Annotated in this window: 11 protein-coding genes and 10 pseudogenes; 3 read left to right on the forward strand and 18 right to left on the reverse strand. The window is 62.4% G+C overall.

The genetic code is table 11. From position 1 onward, the window contains the following. Nucleotides 1–2 precede the first annotated feature (2 nt). The 18 genes and pseudogenes from ACOYW1_RS10255 to ACOYW1_RS10340 all read right to left on the reverse strand — a co-directional run. Nucleotides 3–89 (reverse strand): annotated as a pseudogene (locus tag ACOYW1_RS10255) (hypothetical protein); the annotation flags it as partial. A gap of 88 nt (nucleotides 90–177) precedes the next feature. Then, a pseudogene (locus ACOYW1_RS10260) lies at nucleotides 178–855 on the reverse strand (Ig-like domain-containing protein); the annotation flags it as partial. Between the two features lie 77 nt (nucleotides 856–932). Further along, nucleotides 933–1514, reverse strand: a complete 582-nt coding sequence (locus tag ACOYW1_RS10265) for an Ig-like domain-containing protein (RefSeq protein WP_482422722.1) — start codon at nucleotides 1512–1514, stop codon at nucleotides 933–935. Continuing rightward, nucleotides 1480–2208 (reverse strand): Ig-like domain-containing protein, encoded by a 729-nt coding sequence (locus ACOYW1_RS10270; RefSeq protein ID WP_482422723.1) that lies wholly within the window; start codon nucleotides 2206–2208, stop codon nucleotides 1480–1482. Before ACOYW1_RS10270 ends, ACOYW1_RS10265 begins: the two co-directional genes overlap by 35 nt. Before the next feature lie 52 nt (nucleotides 2209–2260). Next, nucleotides 2261–2653: pseudogene (locus ACOYW1_RS10275) on the reverse strand (Ig-like domain-containing protein); the annotation flags it as partial. Then, a complete protein-coding gene (locus ACOYW1_RS10280; RefSeq protein ID WP_482422724.1) occupies nucleotides 2535–3422 on the reverse strand; it encodes an Ig-like domain-containing protein in 888 nt (295 codons plus the stop codon). The gene ACOYW1_RS10280 and the pseudogene ACOYW1_RS10275, both read right to left, overlap by 119 nt. Nucleotides 3423–3475: 53 nt before the next feature. After that, nucleotides 3476–6037: pseudogene (locus ACOYW1_RS10285) on the reverse strand (Ig-like domain-containing protein); the annotation flags it as partial. A gap of 40 nt (nucleotides 6038–6077) precedes the next feature. After that, a pseudogene (locus ACOYW1_RS10290) lies at nucleotides 6078–6182 on the reverse strand (hypothetical protein); the annotation flags it as partial. 137 nt (nucleotides 6183–6319) lie between these two features. Continuing rightward, nucleotides 6320–7243, reverse strand: a pseudogene (locus tag ACOYW1_RS10295) (Ig-like domain-containing protein); the annotation flags it as partial. After that, the gene (locus ACOYW1_RS10300; RefSeq protein WP_482422725.1) at nucleotides 7129–8313 is read right to left on the reverse strand and encodes an Ig-like domain-containing protein; all 1185 of its coding nucleotides are present in this window, start codon (nucleotides 8311–8313) and stop codon (nucleotides 7129–7131) included. The gene ACOYW1_RS10300 and the pseudogene ACOYW1_RS10295, both read right to left, overlap by 115 nt. A 28-nt stretch (nucleotides 8314–8341) precedes the next feature. After that, a pseudogene (locus ACOYW1_RS10305) lies at nucleotides 8342–8836 on the reverse strand (Ig-like domain-containing protein); the annotation flags it as partial. Then, nucleotides 8826–9095, reverse strand: coding sequence for an Ig-like domain-containing protein (locus tag ACOYW1_RS10310; protein WP_482422726.1), 270 nt, complete (start codon nucleotides 9093–9095; stop codon nucleotides 8826–8828). The gene ACOYW1_RS10310 and the pseudogene ACOYW1_RS10305, both read right to left, overlap by 11 nt. Next, the gene (locus ACOYW1_RS10315; RefSeq protein ID WP_482422727.1) at nucleotides 9085–10023 is read right to left on the reverse strand and encodes an Ig-like domain-containing protein; all 939 of its coding nucleotides are present in this window, start codon (nucleotides 10021–10023) and stop codon (nucleotides 9085–9087) included. The genes ACOYW1_RS10310 and ACOYW1_RS10315 overlap by 11 nt, the downstream gene beginning before the upstream one ends. A 124-nt stretch (nucleotides 10024–10147) precedes the next feature. After that, a pseudogene (locus ACOYW1_RS10320) lies at nucleotides 10148–10384 on the reverse strand (Ig-like domain-containing protein); the annotation flags it as partial. Beyond that, the gene (locus ACOYW1_RS10325) at nucleotides 10374–11150 is read right to left on the reverse strand and encodes an Ig-like domain-containing protein (RefSeq protein ID WP_482422728.1); all 777 of its coding nucleotides are present in this window, start codon (nucleotides 11148–11150) and stop codon (nucleotides 10374–10376) included. The gene ACOYW1_RS10325 and the pseudogene ACOYW1_RS10320, both read right to left, overlap by 11 nt. A 76-nt stretch (nucleotides 11151–11226) precedes the next feature. Then, nucleotides 11227–11511, reverse strand: a pseudogene (locus tag ACOYW1_RS10330) (Ig-like domain-containing protein); the annotation flags it as partial. Then, nucleotides 11438–12187, reverse strand: a pseudogene (locus ACOYW1_RS10335) (Ig-like domain-containing protein); the annotation flags it as partial. The pseudogenes ACOYW1_RS10335 and ACOYW1_RS10330, both read right to left, overlap by 74 nt. Continuing rightward, nucleotides 12097–13050: a retention module-containing protein gene (locus ACOYW1_RS10340; protein ID WP_482422729.1), complete on the reverse strand. Its 954-nt coding sequence runs from the start codon at nucleotides 13048–13050 to the stop codon at nucleotides 12097–12099. The gene ACOYW1_RS10340 and the pseudogene ACOYW1_RS10335, both read right to left, overlap by 91 nt. A 461-nt stretch (nucleotides 13051–13511) precedes the next feature. Here ACOYW1_RS10340 and ACOYW1_RS10345 point away from each other — a divergent pair, with 461 nt between their 5' ends. The 3 genes from ACOYW1_RS10345 to ACOYW1_RS10355 all read left to right on the forward strand — a co-directional run bounded on the left by ACOYW1_RS10345 (nucleotide 13512) and on the right by ACOYW1_RS10355 (nucleotide 16446). Next, nucleotides 13512–13787, forward strand: a complete 276-nt coding sequence (locus ACOYW1_RS10345) for a hypothetical protein (protein ID WP_482422730.1) — start codon at nucleotides 13512–13514, stop codon at nucleotides 13785–13787. 302 nt (nucleotides 13788–14089) lie between these two features. Continuing rightward, nucleotides 14090–15031 carry a hypothetical protein gene (locus ACOYW1_RS10350; protein WP_482422731.1) on the forward strand — a complete coding sequence of 314 codons (942 nt, stop codon included), beginning with the start codon at nucleotides 14090–14092 and terminating at the stop codon, nucleotides 15029–15031. A gap of 257 nt (nucleotides 15032–15288) precedes the next feature. Continuing rightward, nucleotides 15289–16446 carry a ComEC/Rec2 family competence protein gene (locus ACOYW1_RS10355; RefSeq protein WP_482422732.1) on the forward strand — a complete coding sequence of 386 codons (1158 nt, stop codon included), beginning with the start codon at nucleotides 15289–15291 and terminating at the stop codon, nucleotides 16444–16446. Nucleotides 16447–16463: the final 17 nt, after the last annotated feature.

Below are 16463 nucleotides of genomic sequence, written 5' to 3' on the forward strand. Positions count from 1 at the left end.
TCCATGATGGTGATGGTGGCGCCGGGCTCGCCTGTGCCGGTGATCTGGGGCGTGTTGTCGTTGGTGTCGGATATTGCATCGACAGCCACCTCGGTGACGGTGTCGACGGTAAAGGCCCCGGAGCTGGTGGCCTTGGTGTTGCCCAGGGCGTCCTCGGCGGTGACCGTCAAGGTGGGAGCCGTCGGTGAGGGTATTCAGCTCCGCGGTCCACTTGCCGTCGGAGCCCACGGTGGCGGTGCCAACCTGGGTGTCGCCGTCCATGATGGTGATGGTGGATCCGGGCTCGCCTGTGCCGGTGACCTGGGGCGTGTTGTCGCTGGTGTCGGATATTGCATCGACAGCCACCTCGGTGACGGTGTCGACGGTAAAGGCCCCGGAGCTGGTGGTCTTGGTGTTGCCCAGGGCGTCCTCGGCGGTGATCGTCAGGGTGTGGGAGCCATCGGTCAAGGTACCAAGGTCTGCGGTCCACTTGCCGTCGGAGCCCACGGTGGCGGTGCCAACCTGGGTGTCGCCGTCCATGATGGTGATGGTGACCGGGCTCGCCTGTGCCGGTGATCTGGGGCGTGTTCGCTGGTGTCGGCAATGGTATCGACAGCCACTTCGGTGGCGGTGTCGACGGTAAAGGCCCCGGAGCTGGTGGTCTTGGTGTTCCAGGGCATCCTCGGCGGTGACCGTCAGGGTGTGGGAGCCGTCGGCCAAGGTATCAAGGTCTGCGGTCCACTTGCCGTCGGACCCCACGGTGGCGGTGCCAACCTGGGTGTCGCCGTCCATGATGGTGATGGTGGATCCGGTCTCGCCGGTGCCGGTGATCTGGGGCGTGTTGTCGCTGGTGTCGGCAATGGTATCAACGGCCACTTCGGTGACGGTATCGACGGTAAAGGCCCCGGAGCTGGTGGTCTTGGTGTTGCCCAGGGCGTCCTCGGCGGTGATCGTCAGGGTGTGGGAGCCGCATCGGCCAAGGTATCAAGGTCTGCGGTCCACTTGCCGTCGGACCCCACGGTGGCGGTGCCAACCTGGGTGTCGCCGTCCATGATGGTGATGGTGGATCCGGTCTCGCCGGTGCCGGTGATCTGGGGCGTGTTGTCGCTGGTGTCGGCAATGGTATCGACGGCCACTTCGGTGACGGTATCGACGGTAAAGGCCCCGGAGCTGGTGGTCTTGGTGTTGCCCAGGGCGTCCTCGGCGGTGACCGTGAGGGTGTGGGAGCCGTCGGCCAAGGTATCAAGGTCCGCGGTCCATTTGCCGTCGGAGCCCACGGTGGCGGTGCCAACCTGGGTGTCGCCGTCCATGATGGTGATGGTGGCGCCGGGCTCGCCTGTGCCGGTGACCTGGGGCGTGTTGTCGCTGGTGTCGGCAATGGTATCAACGGCCACTTCGGTGACGGTATCGACGGTAAAGGCCCCGGAGCTGGTGGTCTTGGTGTTGCCCAGGGCGTCCTCGGCGGTGACCGTCAGGGTGTGGGAGCCGTCGGTCAAGGTATCAAGGTCTGCGGTCCACTTGCCGTCGGAACCCACGGTGGCGGTGCTGAACCTGGGTGTCGCCGTCCATGATGGTGATGGTGGCGCCGGGCTCGCCTGTGCCGGTGATCTGGGGCGTGTTGTCGCTGGTGTCGGCAATGGTATCGACAGCCACTTCGGTGACGGTATCGACGGTAAAGGCGCCGGAGCTGGTGGTCTTGGTGTTGCCCAGGGCGTCCTCGGCGGTGATCGTCAGGGTGTGGGAGCCATCGGTGAGGGTATTCAGCTCTGCGGTCCACTTGCCGTCGGACCCCACGGTGGCGGTGCCGACCTGGGTGTCGCCGTCCATGATGGTGATGGTGGCGCCGGGCTCGCCTGTGCCGGTGATCTGGGGCGTGTTGTCGCTGGTGTCGGCAATGGTATCGACAGCCACTTCGGTGACGGTATCGACGGTAAAGGCCCCGGAGCTGGTGGTCTTGGTGTTGCCCAGGGCGTCCTCGGCGGTGATCGTGAGGGTGTGGGAGCCATCGGTGAGGGTATTCAGCTCTGCGGTCCACTTGCCGTCGGACCCCACGGTGGCGGTGCCGACCTGGGTGTCGCCGTCCATGATGGTGATGGTGGCGCCGGGCTCGCCGGTGCCGGTGATCTGGGGCGTGTTGTCGCTGGTGTCGGCAATGGTATCGACAGCCACTTCGGTGGCGGTGTCGACGGTAAAGGCCCCGGAGCTGGTGGTCTTGGTGTTCCAGGGCATCCTCGGCGGTGACCGTCAGGGTGTGGGAGCCGTCGGCCAAGGTATCAAGGTCTGCGGTCCACTTGCCGTCGGACCCCACGGTGGCGGTGCCAACCTGGGTGTCGCCGTCCATGATGGTGATGGTGGCGCCGGGCTCGCCTGTGCCGGTGATCTGGGGCGTGTTGTCGCTGGTGTCAGCAATGGTATCAACGGCCACCTCGGTGACGGTGTCGACGGTAAAGGCCCCGGAGCTGGTGGTCTTGGTGTTGCCCAGGGCGTCCTCGGCGGTGACCGTGAGGGTGTGGGAGCCATCGGTGAGGGTGCTCAGCTCTGCGGTCCACTTGCCGTCAGACCCCGGTGGCGGTGCCAACCTGGGTGTCGCCGTCCATGATGGTGATGGTGGCGCCGGGCTCGCCTGTGCCGGTGACCTGGGGCGTGTTGTCGCTGGTGTCGGCAATGGTATCAACGGCCACTTCGGTGGCGGTGTCGACGGTAAAGACGCCGGAGCTGGTGGTCTTGGTGTTGCCCAGGGCGTCCTCGGCGGTGACCGTCAGGGTGTGGGAGCCGTCGGTGAGGGTGCTCAGCTCTGCGGTCCATTTGCCGTCGGACCCCACGGTGGCGGTGCCGACCTGGGTGTCGCCGTCCATGATGGTGATGGTGGATCCGGGCTCGCCGGTGCCGGTGATCTGGGGCGTGTTGTCGCTGGTGTCAGCAATGGTATCGACGGCCACCTCGGTGACGGTATCGACGGTAAAGGCCCCGGAGCTGGTGGTCTTGGTGTTACCCAGGGCGTCCTCGGCGGTGACCGTGAGGGTGTGGGAGCCATCGGTGAGGGTATCAAGGTCTGCGGTCCACTTGCCGTCGGACCCCACGGTGGCGGTGCCGACCTGGGTGTCGCCGTCCATGATGGTGATGGTGGATCCGGGCTCGCCGGTGCCGGTGATCTGGGGCGTGTTGTCGCTGGTGTCAGCAATAGTATCAACGGCCACCTCGGTGACGGTGTCGACGGTAAAGGCCCCGGAGCTGGTGGTCTTGGTGTTGCCCAGGGCGTCCTCGGCGGTGACCGTGAGGGTGTGGGAGCCGTCGGCCAAGGTATCAAGGTCCGCGGTCCTTGCCGTCGGAGCCCACGGTGGCGGTGCCAACCTGGGTGTCGCCGTCCATGATGGTGATGGTGGATCCGGGCTCGCCTGTGCCGGTGACCTGGGGCGTGTTGTCGCTGGTGTCGGATATTGCATCGACAGCCACCTCGGTGACGGTGTCGACGGTAAAGGCCGGAGCTGGTGGTCTTGGTGTTGCCCAGGGCGTCCTCGGCGGTGATCGTCAGGGTGTGGGAGCCATCGGTCAAGGTCGCGAGATTCTCGGTCCACTTGCCGTCGGACCCCAGGGTGGTGCCGACCTGGGTGTCGCCGTCCATGATGGTGATGGTGGATCCGGGCTCGCCAGTGCCGGTGATCTGGGGCGTGTTGTCGCTGGTGTCGGCAATGGTATCGACAGCCACTTCGGTGACGGTGTCGACGGTAAAGGCCCCGGAGCTGGTGGTTTTGGTGTTGCCCAGGGCGTCCTCGGCGGTGACCGTCAAGGTGTGGGAGCCGTCGGTCAAGGTATCAAGGTCCGCGGTCCACTTGCCGTCGGAGCCCACGGTGGCGGTGCCAACCTGGGTGTCGCCGTCCATGATGGTGATGGTGGCGCCGGGCTCGCCTGTGCCGGTGATCTGGGGCGTGTTGTCGTTGGTGTCGGCAATGGTATCAACGGCCACCTCGGTGACGGTGTCGACGGTAAAGGCCCCGGAGCTGGTGGTCTTGGTGTTGCCCAGGGCGTCCTCGGCGGTGACCGTCAAGGTGTGGGAGCCGTCGGTGAGGGTATTCAGCTCTGCGGTCCACTTGCCGTCGGAGCCCACGGTGGCGGTGCCGACCTGGGTGTCGCCGTCCATGATGGTGATGGTGGATCCGGGCTCGCCTGTGCCGGTGACCTGGGGCGTGTTGTCGCTGGTGTCGGATATTGCATCGACAGCCACCTCGGTGGCGGTGTCGACGGTAAAGGCGCCGGAGCTGGTGGTCTTGGTGTTGCCCAGGGCGTCCTCGGCGGTGATCGTCAGGGTGTGGGGGAGCCGTCGGTACAAGGTATCAAGGTCCGCGGTCCACTTGCCGTCGGAGCCCACGGTGGCGGTGCCAACCTGGGTGTCGCCGTCCATGATGGTGATGGTGGCGCCGGGCTCGCCTGTGCCGGTGATCTGGGGCGTGTTGTCGCTGGTGTCGGCAATGGTATCGACGGCCACTTCGGTGGCGGTGTCGACGGTAAAGGCCCCGGAGCTGGAGGTCTTGGTGTTGCCCAGGGCGTCCTCGGCGGTGACCGTGAGGGTGTGGGAGCCATCGGTGAGGGTGCTCAGCTCTGCGGTCCACTTGCCGTCGGAGCCCACGGTGGCGGTGCCAACCTGGGTGTCGCCGTCCATGATGGTGATGGTGGATCCGGGCTCGCCGGTGCCGGTGACCTGGGGCGTGTTGTCGCTGGTGTCGGATATTGCATCGACAGCCACCTCGGTGACGGTGTCGACGGTAAAGGCCCCGGAGCTGGTGGTCTTGGTGTTGCCCAGGGCGTCCTCGGCGGTGATCGTCAGGGTGTGGGAGCCATCGGTCAGGTACTCAAGGTCTGCGGTCCACTTGCCGTCGGACCCCACGGTGGCGGTGCCGACCTGGGTGTCGCCGTCCATGATGGTGATGGTGGATCCGGGCTCGCCTGTGCCGGTGACCTGGGGCGTGTTGTCGCTGGTGTCGGCAATGGTATCAACGGCCACTTCGGTGACGGTGTCGACGGTAAAGGCCCCGGAGCTGGTGGTTTTGGTGTTGCCCAGGGCGTCCTCGGCGGTGACCGTCAAGGTGTGGGAGCCGTCGGTCAAGGTATCAAGGTCCGCGGTCCACTTGCCGTCGGAGCCCACGGTGGCGGTGCCAACCTGGGTGTCGCCGTCCATGATGGTGATGGTGGCGCCGGGCTCGCCGGTGCCGGTGATCTGGGGCGTGTTGTCGTTGGTGTCGGATATTGCATCGACAGCCACTTCGGTGACGGTGTCGACGGTAAAGACGTCGGAGCTGGTGGTCTTGGTGTTGCCCAGGGCGTCCTCGGCGGTGACCGTCAAGGTGTGGGAGCCATCGGTGAGGGTATTCAGCTCTGCGGTCCACTTGCCGTCGGACCCCACGGTGGCGGTGCCAACCTGGGTGTCGCCGTCCATGATGGTGATGGTGGACCCGGGCTCGCCTGTGCCGGTGATCTGGGGCGTGTTGTCGCTGGTGTCGGTAATGGTATCAACGGCCACTTCGGTGACGGTGTCGACGGTAAAGGCCCCGGAGCTGGTGGTTTTGGTGTTGCCCAGGGCGTCCTCGGCGGTGATCGTCAAGGTGTGGGAGCCGTCGGTCAAGGTATCAAGGTCCGCGGTCCACTTGCCGTCGGAGCCCACGGTGGCGGTGCCAACCTGGGTGTCGCCGTCCATGATGGTGATGGTGGCGCCGGGCTCGCCTGTGCCGGTGATCTGGGGCGTGTTGTCGTTGGTGTCGGATATTGCATCGACAGCCACCTCGGTGACGGTGTCGACGGTAAAGGCCCCGGAGCTGGTGGCCTTGGTGTTGCCCAGGGCGTCCTCGGCGGTGACCGTCAGGGTGTGGGAGCCATCGGTGAGGGTATTCAGCTCTGCGGTCCACTTGCCGTCGGAGCCCACGGTGGCGGTGCCAACCTGGGTGTCGCCGTCCATGATGGTGATGGTGACCGGGCTCGCCGGTGCCGGTGATCTGGGGCGTGTTGTCGCTGGTGTCGGCAATGGTATCGACGGCCACTTCGGTGGCGGTGTCGACGGTAAAGACACCGGAGCTGGTGGTCTTGGTGTTGCCCAGGGCGTCCTCGGCGGTGACCGTCAGGGTGTGGGAGCCATCGGTGAGGGTATTCAGCTCTGCGGCCCACTTGCCGTCGGACCCCACGGTGGCGGTGCCAACCTGGGTGTCGCCGTCCATGATGGTGATGGTGGCGCCGGGCTCGCCGGTGCCGGTGATCTGGGGCGTGTTGTCGTTGGTGTCGGATATTGCATCGACAGCCACCTCGGTGACGGTGTCGACGGTAAAGGCCCCGGAGCTGGTGGCCTTGGGTTGCCCAGGGCGTCCTCGGCGGTGACCGTCAAGGTGTGGGAGCCGTCGGTGAGGGTATTCAGCTCCGCGGTCCACTTGCCGTCGGAGCCCACGGTGGCGGTGCCAACCTGGGTGTCGCCGTCCATGATGGTGATGGTGCGGGGCTCGCCGGTGACCTGGGGCGTGTTGTCGCTGGTGTCGGATATTGCATCGACAGCCACCTCGGTGACGGTGTCGACGGTAAAGGCCCCGGAGCTGGTGGTCTTGGTGTTGCCCAGGGCGTCCTCGGCGGTGATCGTCAGGGTGTGGGAGCCATCGGTCAAGGTACCAAGGTCTGCGGTCCACTTGCCGTCGGAGCCCACGGTGGCGGTGCCAACCTGGGTGTCGCCGTCCATGATGGTGATGGTGGACCCGGGCTCGCCTGTGCCGGTGATCTGGGGCGTGTTGTCGCTGGTGTCGGTAATGGTATCAACGGCCACTTCGGTGACGGTGTCGACGGTAAAGGCCCCGGAGCTGGTGGTTTTGGTGTTGCCCAGGGCGTCCTCGGCGGTGACCGTCAAGGTGTGGGAGCCGTCGGTGAGGGTATTCAGCTCTGCGGTCCACTTGCCGTCGGACCCCACGGTGGCGGTGCCAACCTGGGTGTCGCCGTCCATGATGGTGATGGTGGCGCCGGGCTCGCCTGTGCCGGTGATCTGGGGCGTGTTGTCGTTGGTGTCGGATATTGCATCGACAGCCACCTCGGTGACGGTGTCGACGGTAAAGGCCCCGGAGCTGGTGGTTTTGGTGTTGCCCAGGGCGTCCTCGGCGGTGACCGTCAAGGTGTGGGAGCCGTCGGTCAAGGTATCAAGGTCCGCGGTCCACTTGCCGTCGGAGCCCACGGTGGCGGTGCCAACCTGGGTGTCGCCGTCCATGATGGTGATGGTGGCGCCGGGCTCGCCTGTGCCGGTGATCTGGGCGTGTTGTCGTTGGTGTCGGATATTGCATCGACAGCCACCTCGGTGACGGTGTCGACGGTAAAGGCCCCGGAGCTGGTGGCCTTGGTGTTGCCCAGGGCGTCCTCGGCGGTGACCGTCAGGGTGTGGGAGCCATCGGTGAGGGTATTCAGCTCTGCGGCCCACTTGCCGTCGGACCCCACGGTGGCGGTGCCAACCTGGGTGTCGCCGTCCATGATGGTGATGGTGGCGCCGGGCTCGCCGGTGCCGGTGATCTGGGGCGTGTTGTCGTTGGTGTCGGATATTGCATCGACAGCCACCTCGGTGACGGTGTCGACGGTAAAGGCCCCGGAGCTGGTGGCCTTGGTGTTGCCCAGGGCGTCCTCGGCGGTGACCGTCAGGGTGTGGGAGCCATCGGTGAGGGTATTGAGCTCTGCGGTCCACTTGCCGTCGGAGCCCACGGTGGCGGTGCCAACCTGGGTGTCGCCGTCCATGATGGTGATGGTGGACCCGGGCTCGCCGGTGCCGGTGATCTGGGGCGTGTTGTCGCTGGTGTCGGCAATGGTATCGACGGCCACTTCGGTGGCGGTGTCGACGGTAAAGACACCGGAGCTGGTGGTCTTGGTGTTGCCCAGGGCGTCCTCGGCGGTGACCGTCAGGGTGTGGGAGCCATCGGTGAGGGTATTCAGCTCTGCGGCCCACTTGCCGTCGGACCCCACGGTGGCGGTGCCAACCTGGGTGTCGCCGTCCATGATGGTGATGGTGGATCCGGGCTCGCCGGTGCCGGTGACCTGGGGCGTGTTGTCGCTGGTGTCGGATATTGCATCGACAGCCACCTCGGTGACGGTGTCGACGGTAAAGACGTCGGAGCTGGTGGTCTTGGTGTTGCCCAGGGCGTCCTCGGCGGTGACCGTGAGGGTGTGGGAGCCGTCGGTGAGGGTATTCAGCTCTGCGGTCCATTTGCCGTCGGAGCCCACGGTGGCGGTGCCAACCTGGGTGTCGCCGTCCATGATGGTGATGGTGGCGCCGGGCTCGCCTGTGCCGGGTGACCTGGGGCGTGTTGTCGCTGGTGTCGGCAATGGTATCAACGGCCACCTCGGTGACGGTATCGACGGTAAAGGCCCCGGAGCTGGTGGTCTTGGTGTTGCCCAGGGCGTCCTCGGCGGTGACCGTCAAGGTGTGGGAGCCGTCGGTGAGGGTATCAAGGTCTGCGGTCCACTTGCCGTCGGACCCCACGGTGGCGGTGCCAACCTGGGTGTCGCCGTCCATGATGGTGATGGTGGCGCCGGGCTCGCCGGTGCCGGTGATCTGGGGCGTGTTGTCGCTGGTGTCGGCAATGGTATCAACGGCCACTTCGGTGGCGGTGTCGACGGTAAAGTCACCGGAGCTGGTGGTCTTGGTGTTGCCCAGGGCGTCCTCGGCGGTGACCGTGAGGGTGTGGGAGCCGTCGGTGAGGGTATTGAGCTCTGCGGTCCACTTGCCGTCGGACCCCACGGTGGCGGTGCCGACCTGGGTGTCGCCGTCCATGATGGTGATGGTGGCGCCGGGCTCGCCTGTGCCGGTGACCTGGGGCGTGTTGTCGCTGGTGTCGGCAATGGTATCAACGGCCACTTCGGTGACGGTGTCGACGGTAAAGGCCCCGGAGCTGGTGGTCTTGGTGTTGCCCAGGGCGTCCTCGGCGGTGACCGTCGAGGGTGTGGGAGCCGTCGGTGAGGGTATTCAGCTCTGCGGTCCACTTGCCGTCGGAGCCCACGGTGGCGGTGCCAACCTGGGTGTCGCCGTCCATGATGGTGATGGTGGCGCCGGGCTCGCCTGTGCCGGTGACCTGGGGCGTGTTGTCGCTGGTGTCGGCAATGGTATCAACGGCCACCTCGGTGACGGTATCGACGGTAAAGGCCCGAGCTGGTGGACCTGGTGTTGCCCAGGGCGTCCTCGGCGGTGACCGTGAGGGTGTGGGAGCCATCGGTGAGTGTGTTCAGCTCTGCGGTCCACTTGCCGTCGGACCCCACGGTGGCGGTGCCGACCTGGGTGTCGCCGTCCATGATGGTGATGGTGGCGCCGGGCTCTCCGGTGCCGGTGATCTGGGGCGTGTTGTCGCTGGTGTCGGCAATGGTATCAACGGCCACTTCGGTGGCGGTGTCGACGGTAAAGCCACCGGAGCTGGTGGTCTTGGTGTTGCCCAGGGCGTCCTCGGCGGTGACCGTGAGGGTGTGGGAGCCGTCGGTGAGGGTATTGAGCTCTGCGGTCCACTTGCCGTCGGACCCCACGGTGGCGGTGCCGACCTGGGTGTCGCCGTCCATGATGGTGATGGTGGCGCCGGGCTCGCCTGTGCCGGTGACCTGGGGCGTGTTGTCGCTGGTGTCGGCAATGGTATCAACGGCCACTTCGGTGACGGTGTCGACGGTAAAGGCCCCGGAGCTGGTGGTCTTGGTGTTGCCCAGGGCGTCCTCGGCGGTGACCGTGAGGGTGTGGGAGCCGTCGGTGAGGGTATCAAGGTCTGCGGTCCACTTGCCGTCGGACCCCACGGTGGCGGTGCCAACCTGGGTGTCGCCGTCCATGATGGTGATGGTGGATCCGGGCTCGCCGGTGCCGGTGATCTGGGGCGTGTTGTCGCTGGTGTCGGCAATGGTATCGACAGCCACCTCGGTGACGGTGTCGACGGTAAAGACGTCGGAGCTGGTGGTCTTGGTGTTGCCCAGGGCGTCCTCGGCGGTGACCGTGAGGGTGTGGGAGCCATCGGTGAGGGTATCGGTCTCTGCGGTCCACTTGCCGTCGGACCCCCACGGTGGCGGTGCCAACCTGGGTGTCGCCGTCCATGATGGTGATGGTGGCGCCGGGCTCGCCTGTGCCGGTGACCTGGGGCGTGTTGTCGCTGGTGTCGGTAATGGTATCAACGGCCACTTCGGTGACGGTGTCGACGGTAAAGGCCCCGGAGCTGGTGGTCTTGGTGTTGCCCAGGGCGTCCTCGGCGGTGATCGTCAGGGTGTGGGAGCCATCGGTCAAGGTACCAAGGTCTGCGGTCCACTTGCCGTCGGACCCCACGGTGGCGGTGCCGACCTGGGTGTCGCCGTCCATGATGGTGATGGTGGATCCGGGCTCGCCTGTGCCGGTGATCTGGGGCGTGTTGTCGCTGGTGTCGGCAATGGTATCAACGGCCAGCTTGGGTGGTGGAGGTTGGAAAGGCCCCGGAGCTGGTGGTCTTGGTGTTGCCCAGGGCGTCCTCGGCGGTGATCGTCAGGGTGTGGGAGCCATCGGTCAAGGTACCAAGGTCTGCGGTCCACTTGCCGTCGGACCCCACGGTGGCGGTGCCGACCTGGGTGTCGCCGTCCATGATGGTGATGGTGGATCCGGGCTCGCCTGTGCCGGTGATCTGGGGCGTGTTGTCGCTGGTGTCGGCAATGGTATCAACGGCCACTTCGGTGGCGGTGTCGACGGTAAAGGCCCCGGAGCTGGTGGTCTTGGTGTTGCCCAGGGCGTCCTCGGCGGTGACCGTGAGGGTGTGGGAGCCATCGGTGAGTGTGTTCAGCTCTGCGGTCCACTTGCCGTCGGACCCCACGGTGGCGGTGCCGACCTGGGTGTCGCCGTCCATGATGGTGATGGTGGCGCCGGGCTCGCCGGTGCCGGTGACCTGGGGCGTGTTGTCGCTGGTGTCGGCAATGGTATCAACGGCCACCTCGGTGACGGTATCGACGGTAAAGGCCCCGGAGCTGGTGGTCTTGGTGTTGCCCAGGGCGTCCTCGGCGGTGACCGTCAAGGTGTGGGAGCCGTCGGTCAAGGTATCAAGGTCTGCGGTCCACTTGCCGTCGGACCCCACGGTGGCGGTGCCAACCTGGGTGTCGCCGTCCATGATGGTGATGGTGATCCCCGGGCTCGCCTGTGCCGGTGATCTGGGGCGTGTTGTCGCTGGTGTCGGCAATGGTATCAACGGCCACTTCGGTGACGGTGTCGACGGTAAAGGCCCCGGAGCTGGTGGTCTTGGTGTTGCCCAGGGCGTCCTCGGCGGTGACCGTGAGGGTGTGGGAGCCATCGGTGAGTGTGTTCAGCTCTGCGGTCCACTTGCCGTCGGACCCCACGGTGGCGGTGCCAACCTGGGTGTCGCCGTCCATGATGGTGATGGTGGATACCGGGCTCGCCGGTGCCGGTGATCTGGGGCGTGTTGTCGTTGGTGTCGGCAATGGTATCGACGGCCACCTCGGTGACGGTGTCGACGGTAAAGGCCCCGGAGCTGGTGGTCTTGGTGTTGCCCAGGGCGTCCTCGGCGGTGACCGTGAGGGTGTGGGAGCCATCGGTAAGGGTGCTCAGCTCTGCGGTCCACTTGCCGTCGGACCCCACGGTGGCGGTGCCAACCTGGGTGTCGCCGTCCATGATGGTGATGGTGAGATCGGGCTCGCCGGTGCCGGTGATCTGGGGCGTGTTGTCGCTGGTGTCGGCAATGGTATCAACGGCCACTTCGGTGACGGTATCGACGGTAAAGGCCCCGGAGCTGGTGGTGTTGGTGTTGCCCAGGGCGTCCTCGGCGGTGACCGTCAAGGTGTGGGAGCCGTCGGTCAGGGTATCGAGCTCCGCGGTCCACTTGCCGTCGGACCCCACGGTGGCGGTGCCAACCTGGGTGTCGCCGTCCATGATGGTGATGGTGGATCCGGGCTCGCCTGTGCCGGTGATCTGAGGCGTGTTGTCGCTTGTGTCGGCAATGGTGTCAACGGCAACCTCGGTGACGGTATCTTTAATAATCGTGCCTCTGGCTTGTTCAGCGGTGTTGCCGCTTGCGTCTTCGGCATCGAGGGTCACGGTCAGGGTGCCGTCGTTGAACGAAGAAACATCCACGTTGGCGGTCCAGGTCCCATCGGCCAGGAGGGTGTAGTCGCCCTCATTTAAGGTGATGGTGGTGGACCCGTCGGAGATGGTGAGCCCGGTGATACGACCGCCGGCTTCGATGGAACCGGACAGCTGGGTGTGGCCCAGGTCATCGTGGAGCTTATCACGCCGTCGTTACCGGAATCTGCGATGCTAACTTCGGAAGCGTCGGCTACAATATCAACCCCATACCCCTCACTCGCCGTCGCAGTCGCCGTATTCCCCGCCGAATCCGTTACCGTGATTTTTGCGTCGATGGTGTGGTCCGGGTCCTGGACGAGGTCGGAGCCTGCCACATCCACGGCAAAGGTGCCGTCGGTATTGACCGTTCCCTGGTAGTCGGTTCCGTTGACGGTGAGGGTCACGGTGGCGTCGGCGGGGAAATTACCGACCACGGTGCCTGTGATGGTCAGGGTGGAGGCTGCCTCGGAGGCATTGATGATGTCGTCGGCTGTGATGTCGGCGGACAGGCTCAATGTCGGGGCAACGAGGGGAGGCAGGTTCTCATCGTCGACATTGAACGGGTCGTAGGTGGTTGCTGCAGCGTTTGTGTCGGTGCCGGAGTCGATGAGATAACTCCCGATCTCTCCACTGGACTGGTCGCCATCGAGGGATGCCAGTTCAAAATCATGGGTGTCGGGAAGTTCTTCGCCTGCGGCGGTATCCTGCTCGATGTCATCGATCTCGTCGCCGCTTACAAGGGCCTGTTGCATGGCCTCGGCTTCGCTGATGACGGCATCCAGGGGGTCAACGGCCTCTGTGACGGTCTCATCCAAGTCCGGGTTGAGTTTTTCAGAAAGCTCCAGAAAGGTTCCGTCGTTCTGGCGAATGGACAGCACGGCACCTTCGGAGGTCTCAATGACCTCATTTTCATGCAGGATGTCCCCGGCGGCCAGGATACGAGTGTCTCCCTGGGGTGTCTTTGCTGTAGCAGATCCGGAAAGGGATGCGATGATACCGACTTGAGCCATATTGTCCTCCGATAACACAAATATAAATACGCTGAAGCGTTGCTTGCTTGTCCAGCCTGCGTGGGCATAAGCCTTTCACAGGTATACCCGTTGTATTTCATTTTTATGGATAAAAAAATGTACCAAGGTACAGGTGCTGGCTTTAAAGGAATACGCGTAACGTAGCTTGACTACCTTTTTTGTCGGTTTGATTGGTGAGGAGGGTGGTTTGTTATTGGCTTAGGGATGGGCTCTCTCTGAAGCGCGTCGTATGGGTTGGAATTAGATAAGATTTAACCCTAACCCTCCATGCAGAGAAGGCTAAAGAGTCTCGGGTTGGATTTGTTAAGTTAGATATTTTGTGCTTGCCTTCTTGTAATTATTCTTCTGACGATGTAAGAAAAACTTTCCTTCAATGAATCCGTGTAGGATGCCTTTGTTGCGGGGACGAAATACACTGCCGCGATGATTGTGCAACCATCATGTCCGAAAAGGTGAGAAAACAAAAATCTACCTTCTTTAAAATACAGAGCAAATCGAACCATACTTCCAAGGGTATAGGCGGTCTGAAGCCTTGTCGTTCATGCGATCATTATTGGGATGGGGAAATCAATCATGGGTACACCGCGCTGGAGATAACCCGGATATTTCATGAGAAAACAATCGGTAAAAAAGAAAATACCATGATTTCGGATGGCTACAATAAAAATGTCAGCTACTTTGAAAATGCAAAATGTAAATCGACGTTTGCTGTTTGATTTTCTCACCCTTCGGGCGAGCCGGGTGCACCCATCTTCTGCGTTATCAGAGCTTTGAGGTAAACCACTACATCTGCAGCTCTGATGCCTTGAATATGGGTGAACTCGACTCGTCGAAATATCCGGGATAAACGGGTATGCGCAATGATAAAATGAGAAATAAGAGGACAAGTCGTTTTTTGTCGTGATGTTGCAATATTCCAAGATGTAAGGAGAAGTACATGGGTGGTTACAACGATTTATTCATGAGAGATACCATGGACGACCAGGGGTTCATCCCATCTTCCGATCGATGCTTATGCATGTCGCCCGATATCGTGCCCGTGGGCACACAACCCCTGGCCGAGCCCCTAGACCTTGTGCAAAACGACTGGGATCGCGACAGAGGGGGGGAGATCGTTCAGGGCAGTTACAACTACATCTACGTCCGTGGCACGAACAAGGCTCCCAACGTGGCCGAAGGGGAGGTCTACCTCTATAATGCGCCGAGCTCCATTTTACTGCGTCCCCAGGACTGGCGTTACAACAGCCTGCCGTCTTCGGGAGGCTCACAGCCAAAATTTTCAGCACGGATCCACAACGAGCGGGTGCTCGGGGACAACACGTTTTTATGGAATGCTCCCCCGCAGCCCCGGGGCTGGCACTACTGCCTTGTGTCCCAGATCGTGACGGAAAAACACCCCAACCCCATTCCCGACGATTTTCATTCGTCCGGCGGGTTTGTTAACTGGGTCAGAAACAATCCGGCCATTGCCTGGCGAAACGTGTTTATCCAGAAACCCCAGACCATCCCGACGACGACCTACCTGCTCACGTTTGCCAATCTCGATGGGTTTGAGGAGAAGTACGCGGTGATGGCCAAGTGCGCGAAAATGCCCAAGGGGACGGTTGTCAACCTGGCTTGCGGGGCCACGGGCCCGTATCCGCAGATCAACGCCACCAAGGTGCTCTCCGGCGATGAGATGGAGTTTCTCTACACCGAATCCACGCTCCCGGCCAACTTCGAAGGCAATCTGGTGGTGACCATTACCCTGCCTGAAAACGTGTCCTGGCCGTCCGGGGGAAGTGTGACGCCCAATTACATGAAAATTGTCGGCGGGGACAACCTGAATGATGCCCAGGAGGCAAACCATAAGCTCCTTGCCCTCCACGCCGAGCCCCGGGAGGCCTTTAACCTTACGGAAGAGCACACCAGCGCAGGGCAGCTCGTGACCATGGGGGATGCGCAGGTCTTTTTTGAGTAAACACCTGCGGCCCTGACGAACCCGGATATTTCACGGGCCGGATTTGTCTATGGGCAAGGCTCCGATAACACAGGGTTGGGTTCATTTAACCCATCCGAAGTGTGAAAGCAAAACAGGCGATATGTTGTTTTTTGATCCGAATAAATGGCTTGATAGCTATTTTCTGTGATCATTGATTTTTTTCTTGTTCGGCTGTTTTTGCGGATATCCGGGCCATGAGACGCTTTGGTATCAACGGTTAATACGGAACACACGGCATGGAAAAATTTCAAATCAAGTTTGTGGATATGGGGCAGGGGGATTGCGCCATCATCAAGTGCCCGGACGGCAATGTCGTCATGGTGGACTGCGGGTGCAGCGCCCATCTGGAGGTGGACGCCTTCAACAAGGCCAACACCACACTGAATGCAGTTCTGAAGGGCAACCCTCTGCATTCACTTATTTTGACGCATCCTGACCGAGACCATTACAATCAGGTCGTCAACATGCTCTACAACTACAAATCCAAGACGTTCCTGGCGGTCAACCAGGTGGTTTTCAGCATGAGTTACAACGATCAGAGCCCGCTGGCCAGGTACAAGGAAAACAGCGTCAGCGGCCATATCTATGGGTATTGCTTTGGTTACCCCAAGTTGGTGGAGGTGACCCTCAACGCGGCAACCAAACAGAGCAAAACCTGGGACCTGTCCCATCCGAACCCGGTCCCTGTGACAACGGCGCTCACCACGTCGGGCTATCCGGTTATCTCAGGCATCACCCCAAAGAAGAAAAAATGGTCCATCTCTGTGATCGCGGGCAATGTGCCTCCGTATTGCAAAAGCGATGCGGACAGGACCAATTCGGCCAGCCTTGTCACCCTTATTGAGTTTGGTACCAGGAAAATTCTGCTTACCGGGGACGCAACCCTTTCCACACAGGATTATCTCGGTACGACCTTTCAAAAATCCAAGACAATTTCGAATCTCGAACTCTTTCAGATACCCCACCACGGCAGTGCGGAATGTGATTCGAGGCCCGCCTTCAGGCAGCTGGTCAACCCGGAGAATCTTTACGTTAGCGTCGGCATGCTCAACGATACCTTCCATCTTCCCAGGTACAGCGTCCTGAGCAATTGGCTGAGCTGTCCAAAGCTTAATCCAAGCAAAATCGTGATTGACTACTGGTTGTCCAACCATGAATTGGCCAACCCCCTGACCTATAGCGATATCAGCGCAATCGTCGCTCACTGGAAGAGTCATTTTACAGTGCATAACAACAACAGCGGCACGTTTTTCTGGTTGGACAAGCCTGCCAAAGCCGGAGCCAACAATTTTTACGGTGTAACCAGTAACGGGTTTTATCTGTACAGGACAACCTCAACCAAAGAGATCGCAGAAACCGGTGTGTACGGAACCATCGATTATACATTGCCTTAGCCCGGCTCGCCCAAAGG

The organism is Desulfoluna sp. CYM3A, assembly GCF_056829965.1.

Bases quoted from the DNA above. Each gene is read 5' to 3' on its own strand.
- ACOYW1_RS10270 (WP_482422723.1), bottom strand. From the start codon at position 2,208: ATGCCCTGGAACACCAAGACCACCAGCTCCGGGGCCTTTACCGTCGAC.
- ACOYW1_RS10280 (WP_482422724.1), bottom strand. From the start codon at position 3,422: ATGCAATATCCGACACCAGCGACAACACGCCCCAGGTCACCGGCACAG.
- ACOYW1_RS10350 (WP_482422731.1), top strand. From the start codon at position 14,090: ATGTCGCCCGATATCGTGCCCGTGGGCACACAACCCCTGGCCGAGCCC.
- ACOYW1_RS10345 (WP_482422730.1), top strand. From the start codon at position 13,512: ATGTCCGAAAAGGTGAGAAAACAAAAATCTACCTTCTTTAAAATACAG.
- ACOYW1_RS10340 (WP_482422729.1), bottom strand. From the start codon at position 13,050: ATGGCTCAAGTCGGTATCATCGCATCCCTTTCCGGATCTGCTACAGCA.
- ACOYW1_RS10355 (WP_482422732.1), top strand. From the start codon at position 15,289: ATGGAAAAATTTCAAATCAAGTTTGTGGATATGGGGCAGGGGGATTGC.